Origin of the sequence: Pseudomonas sp. CFSAN084952, assembly GCF_009648855.1 — a bacterium.
GTDB lineage: Bacteria > Pseudomonadota > Gammaproteobacteria > Pseudomonadales > Pseudomonadaceae > Aquipseudomonas > Aquipseudomonas paracarnis.
Window position 1 is genome coordinate 5,671,607 of sequence record NZ_CP045767.1, and the last position, 13,927, is coordinate 5,685,533.

General features: G+C 60.1%; 22 protein-coding genes and 1 tRNA gene. 8 read left to right on the forward strand and 15 right to left on the reverse strand.

All coding sequences use genetic code 11. From position 1 onward, the window contains the following. Position 1: 1 nt before the first annotated feature. From GH769_RS25805 to GH769_RS25875, 15 genes are all read right to left on the reverse strand, one after another. Positions 2–610, reverse strand: coding sequence for a hypothetical protein (locus GH769_RS25805; RefSeq protein ID WP_153649917.1), 609 nt, complete (start codon positions 608–610; stop codon positions 2–4). After that, the gene (locus tag GH769_RS25810) at positions 607–915 is read right to left on the reverse strand and encodes a hypothetical protein (RefSeq protein WP_153649918.1); all 309 of its coding nucleotides are present in this window, start codon (positions 913–915) and stop codon (positions 607–609) included. The genes GH769_RS25805 and GH769_RS25810 overlap by 4 nt, the downstream gene beginning before the upstream one ends. Continuing rightward, entirely contained in the window at positions 912–1,274 is a 363-nt protein-coding gene (locus GH769_RS25815; protein WP_153649919.1) for a hypothetical protein, read from the reverse strand. Before GH769_RS25815 ends, GH769_RS25810 begins: the two co-directional genes overlap by 4 nt. After that, positions 1,271–3,064: a DUF927 domain-containing protein gene (locus GH769_RS25820; RefSeq protein ID WP_061434832.1), complete on the reverse strand. Its 1,794-nt coding sequence runs from the start codon at positions 3,062–3,064 to the stop codon at positions 1,271–1,273. Before GH769_RS25820 ends, GH769_RS25815 begins: the two co-directional genes overlap by 4 nt. After that, positions 3,051–3,932 carry a toprim domain-containing protein gene (locus tag GH769_RS25825; protein ID WP_153649920.1) on the reverse strand — a complete coding sequence of 294 codons (882 nt, stop codon included), beginning with the start codon at positions 3,930–3,932 and terminating at the stop codon, positions 3,051–3,053. The genes GH769_RS25820 and GH769_RS25825 overlap by 14 nt, the downstream gene beginning before the upstream one ends. Beyond that, positions 3,929–4,156, reverse strand: a complete 228-nt coding sequence (locus GH769_RS25830; RefSeq protein WP_153649921.1) for a hypothetical protein — start codon at positions 4,154–4,156, stop codon at positions 3,929–3,931. The genes GH769_RS25825 and GH769_RS25830 overlap by 4 nt, the downstream gene beginning before the upstream one ends. After that, complete coding sequence (locus GH769_RS25835; RefSeq protein WP_153649922.1) at positions 4,149–4,436, reverse strand: hypothetical protein; 288 nt, start codon at positions 4,434–4,436, stop codon at positions 4,149–4,151. Before GH769_RS25835 ends, GH769_RS25830 begins: the two co-directional genes overlap by 8 nt. Positions 4,437–4,536: 100 nt before the next feature. Further along, positions 4,537–5,046 carry a hypothetical protein gene (locus GH769_RS25840; RefSeq protein WP_153649923.1) on the reverse strand — a complete coding sequence of 170 codons (510 nt, stop codon included), beginning with the start codon at positions 5,044–5,046 and terminating at the stop codon, positions 4,537–4,539. Beyond that, positions 5,043–5,306: a hypothetical protein gene (locus tag GH769_RS25845; protein WP_153649924.1), complete on the reverse strand. Its 264-nt coding sequence runs from the start codon at positions 5,304–5,306 to the stop codon at positions 5,043–5,045. The genes GH769_RS25840 and GH769_RS25845 overlap by 4 nt, the downstream gene beginning before the upstream one ends. Before the next feature lie 472 nt (positions 5,307–5,778). Then, a complete protein-coding gene (locus GH769_RS25850) occupies positions 5,779–6,252 on the reverse strand; it encodes a Rha family transcriptional regulator (RefSeq protein ID WP_153649925.1) in 474 nt (157 codons plus the stop codon). Beyond that, positions 6,249–6,548, reverse strand: a complete 300-nt coding sequence (locus tag GH769_RS25855; protein WP_092278013.1) for a helix-turn-helix domain-containing protein — start codon at positions 6,546–6,548, stop codon at positions 6,249–6,251. Before GH769_RS25855 ends, GH769_RS25850 begins: the two co-directional genes overlap by 4 nt. Further along, complete coding sequence (locus GH769_RS25860; RefSeq protein ID WP_094774316.1) at positions 6,548–6,817, reverse strand: AlpA family transcriptional regulator; 270 nt, start codon at positions 6,815–6,817, stop codon at positions 6,548–6,550. The genes GH769_RS25855 and GH769_RS25860 overlap by 1 nt, the downstream gene beginning before the upstream one ends. 160 nt (positions 6,818–6,977) lie before the next feature. Continuing rightward, a complete protein-coding gene (locus GH769_RS25865) occupies positions 6,978–7,730 on the reverse strand; it encodes a hypothetical protein (RefSeq protein WP_010214186.1) in 753 nt (250 codons plus the stop codon). Positions 7,731–7,889: 159 nt separating this feature from the next. Then, positions 7,890–9,125 carry a tyrosine-type recombinase/integrase gene (locus tag GH769_RS25870; protein ID WP_153649926.1) on the reverse strand — a complete coding sequence of 412 codons (1,236 nt, stop codon included), beginning with the start codon at positions 9,123–9,125 and terminating at the stop codon, positions 7,890–7,892. A 168-nt stretch (positions 9,126–9,293) separates the two neighbouring features. Then, positions 9,294–9,370: transfer RNA gene (locus GH769_RS25875), tRNA-Arg, on the reverse strand. A 195-nt stretch (positions 9,371–9,565) separates the two neighbouring features. Between GH769_RS25875 and GH769_RS25880 the strand changes: the two genes are divergently transcribed. The 8 genes from GH769_RS25880 (at position 9,566) to GH769_RS25915 (ending at position 13,654) form a co-directional block, all read left to right on the forward strand. Next, positions 9,566–10,282 (forward strand): Crp/Fnr family transcriptional regulator, encoded by a 717-nt coding sequence (locus GH769_RS25880; protein WP_032901748.1) that lies wholly within the window; start codon positions 9,566–9,568, stop codon positions 10,280–10,282. 87 nt (positions 10,283–10,369) lie between these two features. After that, positions 10,370–10,912 carry an RNA polymerase sigma factor gene (locus GH769_RS25885; RefSeq protein WP_108538447.1) on the forward strand — a complete coding sequence of 181 codons (543 nt, stop codon included), beginning with the start codon at positions 10,370–10,372 and terminating at the stop codon, positions 10,910–10,912. A 103-nt stretch (positions 10,913–11,015) separates the two neighbouring features. Then, on the forward strand, positions 11,016–11,243 hold the full coding sequence (locus GH769_RS25890; protein WP_003187543.1) for a RebB family R body protein: 228 nt from the start codon (positions 11,016–11,018) through the stop codon (positions 11,241–11,243). A gap of 18 nt (positions 11,244–11,261) precedes the next feature. Next, positions 11,262–11,834 carry a hypothetical protein gene (locus GH769_RS25895; protein WP_032901750.1) on the forward strand — a complete coding sequence of 191 codons (573 nt, stop codon included), beginning with the start codon at positions 11,262–11,264 and terminating at the stop codon, positions 11,832–11,834. 82 nt (positions 11,835–11,916) lie between these two features. Then, positions 11,917–12,543 (forward strand): hypothetical protein, encoded by a 627-nt coding sequence (locus GH769_RS25900; protein WP_014716414.1) that lies wholly within the window; start codon positions 11,917–11,919, stop codon positions 12,541–12,543. Between the two features lie 40 nt (positions 12,544–12,583). Beyond that, on the forward strand, positions 12,584–12,895 hold the full coding sequence (locus tag GH769_RS25905) for a hypothetical protein (protein ID WP_014716415.1): 312 nt from the start codon (positions 12,584–12,586) through the stop codon (positions 12,893–12,895). Positions 12,896–12,974: 79 nt separating this feature from the next. Continuing rightward, positions 12,975–13,289: a RebB family R body protein gene (locus tag GH769_RS25910; RefSeq protein WP_003187550.1), complete on the forward strand. Its 315-nt coding sequence runs from the start codon at positions 12,975–12,977 to the stop codon at positions 13,287–13,289. A gap of 50 nt (positions 13,290–13,339) precedes the next feature. Beyond that, a complete protein-coding gene (locus GH769_RS25915; RefSeq protein WP_003187551.1) occupies positions 13,340–13,654 on the forward strand; it encodes a RebB family R body protein in 315 nt (104 codons plus the stop codon). The last annotated feature ends 273 nt before the right edge of the window (positions 13,655–13,927 follow it).

Sequence of the window (13,927 nt, forward strand, 5' to 3'; positions counted from 1 at the left end):
GTCATTTGCTGACGATGCTCAGGACGGGCGGCAGCTTTGGGCCGAACGGTGCGCCAGGGGCGAATGGGTCGGGTAGTTGGTCTTCTGGGCATTCCCTGATGAACCTGATCATGGCGGCGTGGCAGGCGCGATACAGCGGGCCACCGGCGCCCCATTCGTCGCTCTTGCGGTCGGCGCTGTCCTCCAGTTGGGATAGGTAGGCCACTCCGCGAAGGCTGATGTCACCGTCTGTGCTGGCCCGATCGCGATGTACTGGGTTGACGCCAAGCAGGTCGCACATCTGGTCGAAGCCCAGCGCCTGCGCCAGCCCCTCACGGTCGAACATCAGTGATTGGCCAAACCCAGCAAGTGCGCTCCACGCTCCACTGCGGGTGGCCTCTTGGTGTTCCTGGGCTCGCTCCTCCAATTCAGCAATGGCCTGCCGGGTGAATGGGAGGAATGCTTTCAACTTGCCCGCCAGCCGGAGAAGGGCTCGCCGCTCACTGCGGATAACGTCGAGCTGGTCAGCAATGGCGCGACAGATTCGCCGGGTAGTGATGAGCTGCGTGGCGGCGCTGATACCGGGTTTCATACCGATGTTGCACAGGCGGGTGATAAGGCTGGGCGTCATTGGTGCGCCTCCATAGGTGTGTTGTCGTAGCTGGTGCGCAGGTGAGCACCAGCCGTGCAATAGCGGCTGGTGGGCGCGTAGCAGCTCCGACAAACCATGATGTGGTTGAGGTACTGGTCACGGGCGTGTCGCCATTCGGGTGTGGCAGTGGCGGCGCTTACGTGTGGGCTTGTGATGAGTCGGGGAGCGCGCTCGACAGGTCTGGCCAGCACCAGGCGCGGTCGAGGCTGGCTATCCATTTTTGGCGTGTCGGCACTGGCAATGGCTGGCGGCATGTGATCGAGCAGGGCGGAAAGGAGGCTCATACCGTCACCTCGGCCTGATCGCTTTTAATCCAATGTTCCTGTGATTTCAAAAACACCGGCAACAGCGGCAACAATGGCAACAGCCCCGTAAACCGTGGCCTCCAGGCGTTGCCGATGCTGCCAAACTGTTGCCACCGGTTTTTTACCGGCAACAGTGATAACCAAATGAAGGGAAAGTGCGGGTTTCTTATGTTGAAAATGAGGTGTGCGTTGCCAGTTGTTGCCACTTTTTTTATAGGGTGGCAACGGCTGTAAGCCACGCCACACAAGGCCGTTGCCGGTGTTGCCACTGTTGCCAGTGATTCTAGGTTCCTGTGAACTTGGGCAATCTGGATTGCTGTTCTTTGAGTGACGTTCATACGCCACCGCCTTCACGATCCATGATGTCTGGATCGATCACATAGAGACGAGCCTGGCCACCACCAGGGAGTCGGTAGTTTTTGGTTTTGCGCTCGTTGTCCCGGCGCGCGAGGACGTTAGCGCTCTCCAGAGCCTTGATGATGCGAGACAGGCCATAGCCGTGCGCCGCCTCGATGAGCGCCGGCTTGTTGAACAGGTACAGGCGATTGGTGCCCACCAGCTCCCAGTAACCGGCCCGGTTGAAAACCTTGGTGTCAGGCGTTTGATCGTCGACATCTGAAAAGCGGCTGCTACCGTGGCGGTCGATAAAGTCCAGGATGCCAGCCAGGATCTGTCGGTCTTCTGCGTTGCCGCTGCCCACCCTGCTGAGCCATTCGCCGTACAGCAAGCGGCAGTCAGCTAGGGCGGTACCCGGCACCCATGGCAGCAGGCCGTAGGCGATGGCCATCTCGCCGGCAAGCGCGATCACGGCGAACCGATCAGCCACCCTGCCTGCCTGGGCGTTGTCTTCCACAAAGCTGGCGCGTACCCCGGCGAAGTCTTCCAGTAGGCCGGCCCGGTCGTCGCTCTCGAGCAGTTTCTCGACAAAGGCTGGTCCAAGGTGGCCGTGGTGGGCGCCGACCGCCACGGTGAGCTGTCGGTGAAAGTCCGCGCCCTCAAGCCCGTGCAATTCGTCGAAGGCCCGGTGTGTGCGGGTACCGGCGTTCACGTCGACCATGCGCAACTCGGCGCCAGCGTGGGCGGCATTGCCGGATATGGCCGCGTGTTCAGAGAGTGAGCGCTCGCCGCTGGAGAGTGTCAGCAGGCGCCAGCTCAATTTGGCGCGGCCTTCGCGCTCACGGGTCATGGTGCCTTTGCCCTGGCCGTTGGCGAGTGAGTAGGCCATTTCCTGTACGCGCTTGGGATCAGCACGCTTGATCTCATCCAGCGGGAGGATGGTGTCATTGCGGCTCGACGCTTCGATCTCCAGGCCGCCTTTGGTCATGTCCCAACTGGCGGCGAACACGCCCGGGTCGCCCCATACCGACGATCCGATCAGTTGCGCCAGCGACTTACCGCTTGAGCTATCGCCCACCAGGTGAACACCACCGCCCAGCACTCCCACCAAACTCAGCAATGGGCCAGCCAGTGAGCAGCCGATCGCCAGTGTCAGCACCGGGTTGCCCGCGCACTTGGCGGCCACCTCCGATTGCCACAGCGCCAGCTCGCCGCGCCGGCTGAAAAGTACCTGAGCCTTATTGCTGGCCTGGTACCGCACATTGGCGCTGCCGATGGTTCGCCCAGGCAGCACGAACGCGCCCGACTCATGCCAGCCAGGCCGGCTGGTGGTGGCAAACACTTCTGCAGGATGCTGGTCGAGCAGGTACTCCATGAACGTGCCGCGCTTCTTGAGGGCAATGATGACGCCCATCCCGAACAATGCACGCCGGGCGTCCTCGCCGCTGCCGCCGAACACTTCCATGGCGATGATCCATTCCTTGATGCCGCCCTCTGTGACCAGGCGCAGCAACCGGCCCTCGCTGCCATCGTCGCTGTTGGTGGTGCGGGCGACGACGGTGACGGGGCTGGAGATCCACTCATCGGTGATAGGCCGGTCGCCGGTATCGCCCTCGGCATCGTCCTGATCAGCGGCTGCGCGCTTGAAACTGTGCCAGTAGACTCCGGGGCGCAGCTTGCGGCCCTTCTCATTGATCACCCAATGCTCATACACCGCCCAGCAGGGGCGATCTGGCGCAATGGTCGCGGCGTCCGGCCGAAGGTTGATCACGTTGGTGTCAGGCTTGGACATGGGCGAGTTTCCAGTTTGCGAGGTCGTTGAAGTCGGTGAGGTCGTCGGGAGCGCCTTCTGGCCATTCAGGGAACGCCACTTGGCCACCCACGGCCGCCGCCGCCGCGTTTGCAGCTACGCGTCCCGGGTTGCCATCGGTGAGCCGGTCGTCGTCGCCGGCGATGACGATTGGCTGGCCTGGGTAGCGAGCGCGAAGGGCCATCGCCGCCGGGAGCAGGTTGCCCGCGTTCATGGCAGCGGCAACGACATAGCCGCCGTGCTGGTGGAGGCTGGCGGCCGTCGCCCACCCTTCGCAGATGCAAAGCACAGAACCTGGCTCGATGATGCCCAGCGGCGAATAGGTGCCCTTGATCCGGCCGCCGAACAGGAAGCGCTTGTCGCCGTCCGGAGCAATTCGTTGCAGGTTGACCAAGCGCCCATCCAGATACAGCGGGATCAGCAGGTCAGTGCCACGCTGGCGAAGGCCGTAGGAGCGAACCGCCTTGGCTACCAGATACGGGTGGTCGGGTGAGGCGCGGCGCGCATTGCGCCACCAGTGGTTGGCCTTCTCGGCGGCCTGCTGCTGGCGCCGCTGTTGCTCGGCTTCGCGCTGACGACGTGCCAGATCAACCCGCTCGCGGATTTGTGCGGCTTCGCGGGCGTCTACCGGTTCGCGACTACACCAGGTGCTGGCGCCACCGGCTTTCCAACTGCCGAACGCGCCGGATGCAATGCCGTCCAGGTACAGCACATACCAGCCGTTGAGCGAGCCGGGCTTATCCTCCGGCACACGGAACCGGTGGATTGCACCGTCGGGCTCTGGTAGCCAGTCGAGAGGGCCATAGACGGCCTGGAGCGCATCGCGGAATAGGATCGTTGCGTCCGTCATGCGGCCCCCTTCGGCGGGGTAAACCGCTTGGCCAAGTTCTCCAGGTTCTGAGTCAGGCGCTCCAACTCATCGCATTGGCGGCCTTGGTCGCCTTCCGAAATGCGCAGTTCCAAGAAGCCAACCAGTGTTTCCACCAGCAGCACATAGCTGGCGCTGTCGATATGAGCGCCAACAGCGGGTGGGCCGCCACTGCCCTTGCGCTTGATTGGGGTCACGTCACCCATGGCTGACCTCCCGGCGATCAGCGCCAGCAAAGGCCCGGCAAACTTGACCGTTGTTCACACCGTGCCAGCGGGTAAAGTCGTCGATTGAATCAACCAGGCAGGCCGTCACTTGGGCGCCAGCACTACGCATAACTACGCGCCCGCACTCGGCGTCGGCCTCGGTCAAGAACGGTCCCAGCAATGCCTTGGGCACCTTCGGGTGCGTGACGTAAAACAGTTCGGCGGCTTTTTTCAGGCAAGCCGATCCCGTCGACGCAGATGCGCCGTTTTGAATTTTCATGCTTAACCTCTTAGGTCAGTGCGTCGGCGGTTCGCGTGAGTACGCGGTGGACAAAATGTGGGGCTGATAAAAAGGATCGAATGTGAACGCATGTGTTGGCTCATAGGGCGACCTCGCGGTATTGCTGAGCGCCGCCCAGGTCGTCCGATCCGAATAGGGCTTGATTGACGGCCTTCCGGCTTTCCAGCATCAGATCGTGTTCATCATGCGTGCCGATGCCCGCCGCTACCCACTCTGGCAGCTGCTTGCGGCGTCGGATCTCATTCAAGTGCGTCCACCACCGGGTAGCGTGTGTGCGTTCGGCAGAAATCGCCTCGGCCGCATCGTTGCTGCGCTGGTCTAGCAGGTAATGCGGCAATGGCGCTGTCGTGTTCGCCTCGGCGTTCGCATCATCCAGCTCGTTTTCCATGCACTCGCACCACTGGTAAACCTTGGTGGTCCAGTCGTTTATCTCTAAGGTGCCAAGCTGCGCGAACGCGTGCGGCGTACTGTCTTCGGGGAAGGTATCGAGCATCAGCGTGAAAATTGCGCGCACGCTTTCGAACGCGCTTGTCACTTCATACAGATCCTGCACGCCGGTCTCGGCTATTTCCTTGTAGGAGCGGCTCATAGGTCACCCCCGGCGCCCAGGCAAGCGCGTCCGGGCAGAGCGGCGGAAATTGCCTCGCGGTTGCAGTCGGCGGTGTTGGCACCGTCAGCGGCTAGGTTCCACGCGACATCTACCAGGTTGCGGACGTGCTGACTGGTGCCCTTGTCTGCTAGCGCGGCGTAGAGAACGGCCTCAACCCTGCGTAGAGCAATCTGGGCGCTTTCGAGATCCTCAAGCGCGTCGTGGGCGACTTCTTGGATGGTGCGGGCGGGAGTATTCATTGCGCACCGCCGGCAGACTCCAGGGTACGTGCGATGGCTATGTGGGAGTTGTAACGGGCGAGGCGAACGGAAAGTGATGAGTTTGCGCGGAGGGCGCTCAGGGCCATGCGGCGGTGAGCAAAGGCGCGAATCGCGGACGGACTTAGGGTAGGCATCGGTGTAGCTCCTAACGTTGAGGAACTGCCACCGTTCGCGGCCAAGCGAATTAGGGTGGCAGGTTGCGCGGGGTTGGCCGACCGGGACGTTAGGAACCCGGCACACCCGAAGGTGTCCCCACGCAACCCGCCATAACACGTAACTGCGGGCACAAAAAAAGCGCCAGCAATCGTAATGGGGGCGCTATTGCGCCTAACGTTCCTCGAGCGGCCAAGCCCGATCGCTGAATTTGCAGCGACGGGCAAACCATACCGACGAGCGCGATTGCTTGCAACAAAACTTATCGACCGTTTATCGCTGATCATGAGCATAGCTGTCATGGGCGGAAGTCCTCCGAATCGAGTGGCAGCCTCAGTTGCTCCCTCAGATGGGCGACGTGCGCGTACACGCCTAGTTTGTCGTAGCGCCAGTGCGCCAGCCGGCGACCGCTGTTGCTGGCTTCCTTTTTGCGGGCCTCCAGCGTCTGGCAGGCGTGTCCATACCGAGCTTCGCGGAACGCCATGATGAGGCTCGCTTTCAGTTCCACAACGCGGTCGGTATTGCGGGACAACGACAGCAGGAAGAACGCTTGATCTTCGTTCAGCAGGGCGAAGCGCTCCGGCCTACCACCAGCAGTTCCAGCCAAGGGTTTCTCCGTTTGAAACGGAACAACCCCGAACTCTTCAAACTTCGGCAGGTAGCGTTCGATCAGCGCCATTGGGTTTTTGTGCATGGTTCCCAGTTGCTTCGCGAGCTGGCGGCTATCCACGCGCGGCTCGTTCCTGGTGTGGTTCAGCGTGATTGCATTCATGCTGTCACCTGCGCCGGCGGGTTGGTGCTGAGGTAGTAGAGCGCCATGCCCTGGTGAGTGCGCCCTTGATCGTCGGTCAGGGTGAGGCGGTGGGTCAGGATCTTGTGGCCCAGGCCGCGCAGTTCATTAATGCGCGCACCAGGGCGGACGATATTTAGTTCGCGGATGGCGGTGAAGGTATCAATCGGGCCAGCTTGCAGGCGCTCCAAAAGGCGAGCGCGTTGCGCGGTTCCGCTGGTATTCTCGACGCGAGTATTTTTGTGGCTGGCCTGTTGGTCGGCCTTTTTTTTGTTCATTAGGCGGCTACCTCGCGCAATGCGATGCGCTGACGCACCCATGTTTGAACTTCAGCAAGCACCCATGCCACAGGTGCGCCGCGCGCTTTGCTGTTGCTCAACGGCACCGGTTTTGGAAAGGTCGGGTCATCCTTAAGGCGCTTATAAATCGTCGGTCGCTTATAGCCGGTAATGGCTTCCATTTCCGGAATGCGGATGAGGGTGGTAGCTGGATCACAGAATGGGCGTGCGCTTGTATCTGAGGCTGAGGTCGAGGTGATGTTGGTCATATTTGTTTCCCGTTGTTGATGAATACGGGAAACAGGTTGGCGGTACGCGACGGGTGTTAATCAAGCCTCTAGGGTGTACGGCACCGGGCACACGAGAGCGGGAGTAAGGGCTCCACTGGGGCGTTATACCGAGTGGGCACCTTGGCTGTAAGCCTTGTTTTTACTCGTCCGCTCGGGTGGGCACCTTACGGTTTTTGAGGTGAGCAGTTCGCATGTTTTTGGGTCTCAGGATTAAGTCGACCGCTTCCGATTCACGGCCTGATGCACCTCTTCCTTTCAGATACTCAATGATCTCGTCACGACGGGGTGCGGTGCTGGGATCTTCTTCGTCGTAGGTCGACCAAAAGTGTTTTATGGCCTCTTCCACAAATTCCAGCCCTTCTGATTTGTGACTGTAGTTTGGTAGGGCCAATGTTGGAGGCGGCTGCACAATTGGCGCCGAAGCCTTTGGCATCCGTTCGACTAACTGCTTTTCTACAGGCCGTGGAGGACGAGTAACTTGGACATTAGCGGTGGTAATCCAAGCGAGAAGCGATGCTCGAGTGATGATGGTGTCCGCCATGCTAATTTCAGCCTCGCGCTGCGTAGGGCGGACTACTCTTAGATTGCGTTCAAGCGAAGGATTGCCGTTCCAATCGCTCACTTCCTCTTCCACATAGCCCATGCATACGACTGGTGAGATCAACCCTTGACGTATTGCTGAGACAATTCCCAACGCATGACCGTGTGCTTTTTTCCAGCGAGCGTGGTTTTGTTTCTTTGCCAGGATGAGATTTTCACAGTCAAAAGGATCAATCATCGCCGACAGCAGAGCGGCTTGCTCTACGGAGAACTCCATAACGGCCTTCCAGTGGTCTAGGTTGGGGAGCCGTTCCGAAGGCGTGAAATCCTCAAGGTCATCAAAGTCGAGCATCTGCAGGCCCCTAACACTCCTATCACAGCTTAAAAGTGCTCAGAGGGCCTCTTCGATTGCTGGTTTAGGTATGTTTTCGCGTGAAAAGAAGAAACTGTTTATACAAACAGTAATGGCATTCAGTCTATATCTGTCTGTGTGCGCATTGGAAGGTCAGCGTCAGGCCCGCTTGATCGCCACGACGTTACCCTTGGCCAAGGTGTCTAGATGGTCGGCATACCATTGCATCATGGTGGCACGCTGGGCCAGATACTGGGCTTTGTTGTAAACACCCGCTATGCCTTGCTTGATATGCGATAGCTGCGCCTCGATGTGGTTTTCGTCAAACCCGTGCTCGTTCAGAATCGTCGAGGCGATATGACGGAAACCGTGCCCGGTCTGGCGGCCTTCATAGCCGAGACGACGTAGAGCCATCAGAAAGACCGTGTTGCTGCGGGGCTTGGTGGTGTCGCTCCGACCAGGGAACAACATCGAGTAGGCACCAGTGATTACCTGCAGATTTCGCAGTAGCTCGACTGCCTGGATTGGCAGCGGCACTAGGTGTTCGCGTCGGCGTTTCATGCGCTCGGCTGGGATCGACCACAGAGCTTTATTTAGATCGAATTCCGACCATCGCGCTTCGCGCAGTTCAGACGGTCGACAGGCGAGCATGGAAAGCAGGTGCAATCCTATCCTCACGTCAGCGGTGCCGTATGCCCTGATCGCGCGCAAGAGAGCGGGAAGCTCATCGGGGGATACATGGGCATAGTTCTCGGCAGGCTTGGTCAGCAGGAATTTATGCAGCCCCTCCAGCGGGTTGTGAGTGGCTCGGCCGGTTACTCGGGCCAGGTCGTAAATCTCCCGGCACATGCCGCGTACGCGGCTGGTCTGTTCAATGATGCCCTTCTGTTCCATGGAGCGCAGGAACTCCATCCACTCCATGGGCAGGATCTCACGATAGATACGCTTACCGAATACCGGGAAGACGTGGAGTTCGAGCGCGCCAATCATTCGCACGGCGGTACCGGCTGTCCAGCTCAAGCGCTTGGACGCGTACCATTCCCGCGCTAGCGCTTCGAAGGTCTGGCTAGAGGCTTCAGCCTCTGCGGTCTTTCTGGCTCGCTTGGTGGCAAGGGGGTCTCCGCCCTTGGCGGCGTCCTCTCTCAGCACAGCCGCTTTCTGTCGGGCCTGTGAGCCGGATAGCTGGTGGGCGCCCGTGCCATAGCCGCCCAAGCCAAGCCATGACCACTTGCCGTCTGGCTTCTTGTAGCGCAATTGCCAAGACTTGTTACCGTCTGGGCGCACTCGCAGATACAGAGCGTTGCCGTCCAGCTCCCGGTATTCCTTGGCTTCTGGCTCCAGGGTGGCTAGCACGGTGTCGGCTAAAGGGCGGCGTTTTATCTCGCTGCGCTTCATGTTTCTTGTACCCCTCAGTTTCAATTATTTTAAAAGATACATGAACGGGTACACGAAGGGAAGATATAGGGAGAGCCAAGGAGAGATAGCCAGAAACAAGAAAGCCCGCACTAGGCGGGCTTCTTGAGGTGATTCGTAGACTGTCTGAGACAGGTCTAAACAGCTATATGGTGCACCCGGCGGGATTCGAACCCACGACCCCTGCCTTCGGAGGGCAGTACTCTATCCAGCTGAGCTACGGATGCTTGTGCGGGCGACATCATACCCATGTCGACCTGATGCGTCCATTCCAGCGTTTTCCCCGCCCCCTGTCGTCCATTTCCGACAAAAAATGGCTAATCGCCACCCTCATTCACAACTCCACGCGCCGCACGTCCCTTTGTTTGCTTTGCTCTTGTGGCTTTAACCCGCTTCCACGCCGCAATTCCTCAGGTGAACGCATGCATTCCAAAGGAACCGTGATGCTCGATCTCCCGCTCAGACAAACCCTGCTGGCTCGCTCCGATTTGTTTCGAGGTATGCCGGAGCATCTCTTGCGCTACGTCGCCACCCATATGGTGGAGCGCACGCTGGATGATCGTGAGCTGTTGTATTTCAAGGATGACACCCTCGAATTCATTGCGCTGGTGGTGGAGGGTCGGATTTATTCGGTGGTGCATGGGCCGGATGGGCGCGAGCAGATTATCGGCAGTACCGGGGCGGGGCAGGTGGTGGGGGAGACGGCGTTGATCAAGGATCATGGGCGCGAGTCTTCCACCTTCGCCAGTGGCCCCACACGGTTGTTGCAGTTGGGTAGCCGGCATTTTGCTGTGTTGTTTGAGGAGCCGGTTTTTCTGCGGCGTTTGTTGATGCTGATGATGCTGAGGTTGCTGCACGCCATCGAGTTGCTGGAGTTGGTGTGTCTGCATCGGCTGGAGTCGCGGTTGGCGCGGTTTTTGTTGGCCAACCTGGGTGAGATCGACCTGGCGTTGGCTTTGCCCAGTGTGTCGTTGCCCGCAAGCCAGGGGGTGTTGGCGTCGATGCTGAACACCAGTCGGCCCAAGCTGAATGTGCAGCTGCAAGTGTGGCGGCGCAGTGGGGTGATCAGCGGCGGTCTGGAGCGCATGGTGATCAATGATGTCGAGCAGTTGCGGCGCAAGGCTTTTGCGCTGAATTAGTTGTGGTGGTGTTCCCCAGGTAACAGCGTACCCCCGTCGAGCCCTCGCAGACTGGCCCTTCATCAAGGATGCACAGGAGTGCTGGCGATGGGGATGACTGTTCAGTGCAAGGATCAATGGGCCGCCGATGACCGTTTGTTCGAAGCGAGTTGGCGCGCTGTGCACGGCGAGCTCAGGCGCCGGGCGTTGCGGCGGGCCAAGGGCAATCTGGATCAGGGCCAGGAGTGGTTGGCGGCCACGGCGATCAAGGCCCTGTTGTTTTTTCGGCGCTCGCCCGAGCGCATTCGCGACCCTGAGGGGTTTCTGTTTCTGGTGCTCGATCATGTGTTTCTCGACAGCTTGCGACGCAGCAAGCGCGAGGGGCGGCTGTTCGATGATTCGGTGGACCTTGAACACGATCACCTGGCCGCACTCGCCGCGCCCTGCGCCTCGGTACTGGAGCGGGTGGAATGTTATGAGCGCCTGGAGCAGATCGAGGCGCACGTCGCACGGTTACCGCTGTTGCAGCAGCGCTTGTTCGAGATGCGTTTCGTCGATGACCTGCCTTACCCGCAAATTGCCGCCGAGCTGCACGTGAAGCTGCCGCTGGTGCGCAAGCGTGTGCAACTGCTGCGCAGTGCCTTGCGCTGAAGGTGATTCACAAACGTTGGCGTGGGGCGTTCTAGTGGTATGAGCGCAGCACGCCGCCGCTATCCACACCCAAACCTGGGTGAATGCCATCAAGGAGAGATGTATGACAGAGGTCAACAGCCAGATCACCGACGCGGTCACTCAAACCAACGTCAAGGTGGTGGCAGAGGCGCCGGCCCAGGCCATCGCGTCGCTGTACCAGGTGGCCAGCAGCGCGGCGGGCCTGTCGTTGCAGAACGCGGTCAACAGCCAGCAGGCGATGAACCAGATTTCCAACGCGGTGATCTCCAAGGCCGTGGCGCTGATTATGCAGATTGGCGAGAAGGGCTGAGGCCTCGGGAGATCGATTATGTCGTGGTTCAGCAGAAAGAAACCCACCGCCGCCCAAGCAACGCCCGCCGCCGATCCACCGGCGCCGGTACCCGCCGCACCGGCCTCGCGCTCGATCATGGCGCGCATGAACGAGCACTTGCTCAATCAGGTGAGCGCACCGTCATCCGACAGCACGGCGGCGCTCAATAGCCAGATCGTGCAGGCGGTGCAGTTCACCAATTCGCAGAACTTTGCCTATGCGCCGGCGCAGATCGCGGTGCCGGCCGACATGATGATCAGCCAGGCGGCCGGGCTGGTGGCGCAAGCGGCGGCGGGGTACTTCGATGGGGTCAGCAAGATCGCCCTGGCGGCCCAGGCCGTGCTGCTCCAGCAAATGACCGAGAACATCGTCAAGGACAACCTGCCGGCCGCTGCCGAAGATGCCTTGGGCGCCCTGGCCACCGACCTGCTGGTGGGCGCCGCTGCCGCCGTGGCTGCCGCTGCCGGTGCGATGGAGGCCGAAGCCGCCAGCGTGGCCATCGACAAGATCGACCAGAGCATCGCCAAGTACGCCGACACCCTGGCCAACCGGGCCGCGCCAGCGGCCTGAACCGAGCACAGCGCTCCAGCGTTCTGCTGGGGCGGTGCAACAGCAACTTGAAAGCAACTTTTCTTGAGTGAGGAGGGACATCATGCAGCCTGGAGATATTATTTTTTCTGTCAAACAAGATGACGACAGCGCAACGCGGGCGTTTATCAAAGCCGGTCAACTGGTCAAGGCCAAGGTGTTCTCGCAGGACACGACCTACTTGAATGTGGTTCACCCGGCGATTGCGGTGAGCGACACCCTGGTGATCGAAAGTGTCGGCAGTGGCCTGGCCCTGACCGACCTGAGCCTGGAAAAACCGCCACGCTCGGCGATGGTGTTTTCCTGCGTGGATACCGAACTGGGCGAGGCAGCGACGGTGGCTGCCAAGCAGTTCTACTTCGACAAGATCGGTGGTGATATCCGGGGCCGCTACAGCGTGTGGAACGCGATGATTTCAGCCTTTCGGCGCTGGACTTCCGATACCAGCCTGGTGACGCGGATCAACGAGTCCATCGACATCGGCAGCGGGTCCTTTTGTTCGCAGTTCGCGGCCAACTGCTATGAGGTCGGCAACCTCTACAACGAGGCCAATCTGCTGCCGCCTCCGCCGGCCATTTTTCCCAACCAGCCCAGCGCCATAACGCCTGCGGAGTTGGCGACCTTCTGTGATTCGTCGCCGCATTTTTACTTTGCCGGTTTCTGGCAGGACAACGTTGAGGTGCGGCTTTAGCGGGCGTGTCGCCGCCAAGGCAGCCCCTAAGGAGCTCGATATGCAACCCTCGGTCCTGTCCACCGACGACCGCCAGCGGCTCGAAGCGATGCTGCGCAACCCGCAGGTATTCGCCGGCACGCCCCAGGCCATCGTCGACGAAACCCTCAAGCGTGCCACCCAGGTGCTTGAGCAATCGAAGGCCAACGAACAAGCGCTCAAGACGGCTGCCCAGCAGCGTGAAGCGGCGCTACGCCAAATGCTGAACGGCGCGGCCTCGGACCAGGACGCGCAACGCAAGGAAGTGCAGGCACTGATCCAAGGGTTGATCGCCCAGATTGAAGCGGCGCTGGGCCCCGCAGCGAAACCCTAAACCAGGTTTCACAGCGCCTGTTTCGCAACGTTCATTGATGAACACGGAATGCACCGTGTACTAAATAAGGAAATTGATCATGCCATTAGTCAACGAGCAAATTACCGACGCGGTCACCCAGACCAACGTCAAAGTGGTGGCCGAATCGCCTGCGATGGCGATGAGCACTATCTATCAATCCATGGCGCAGGCCACGGCGATTCTGTTCCAGAACGCGGTGTCGGCCCAGCAGCAGCAAAACACCCTGGCCCAGGCGGCCACCAACCAGGGCGTGATGCAGATCTACAGCGTCGATACCACCGCAGGTGCGGCGGCCACCGAGAAAGTCGCCCAGGGCGGCGTGTCGGATAACCTCACCAGCCTGTTGACCGTGCTCAAGTCGTTCCAGCCTTAAGCACTGAGCAATAACGGATGTTGTTCTTTCTCAACCCAGGAGTTTCAACCATGAGTACAGTCAGCCCGCAAATCACCGATGCCGTCACCCAGACCAACGTCAAGGTGGTTGCCGAATCACCCGCGATGGCCATGAGCACTATTTACCAATCCATGGGCCAGGCCACGGCGATTCTGTTCCAGAACTCGGTCTCGGCCCAACAGCAACAAAACACCCTGGCTCAGGCGGCTACCAACCAGGGCGTGATGCAGATCTACAGCGTCGACACCACCGCTGGCGCCGCCGCCACCGAGAAAGTCGCCCAGGGCGGCGTGGCCGACAACTTGACCAGCCTGCTGGCCGTGCTCAAGTCGTTCCAACCTTAAGCTGCAAGGCCCCCAACAGCCCCGGCGCCCACAAGGCTCCGGGGCTGTTGTCGTGTGTGCGTTTGATCCGAAAGATGAATCGGATGCGCCATATTCGTTCTTTTTTTCGAACATCCTATTGCCCTGTACCCCCATTGATCCTAGGATTCGTTTGAGATTTCAAACGCTCTGTCTCCCGTGCGCTCTTTCATTTTTTCTGCGCGCTGGGGCTGATTTCCCTGACGGCAGCCCACAAGGCGCCTTTCAACAACTCTAATTCGCTCCGCGTGCGCG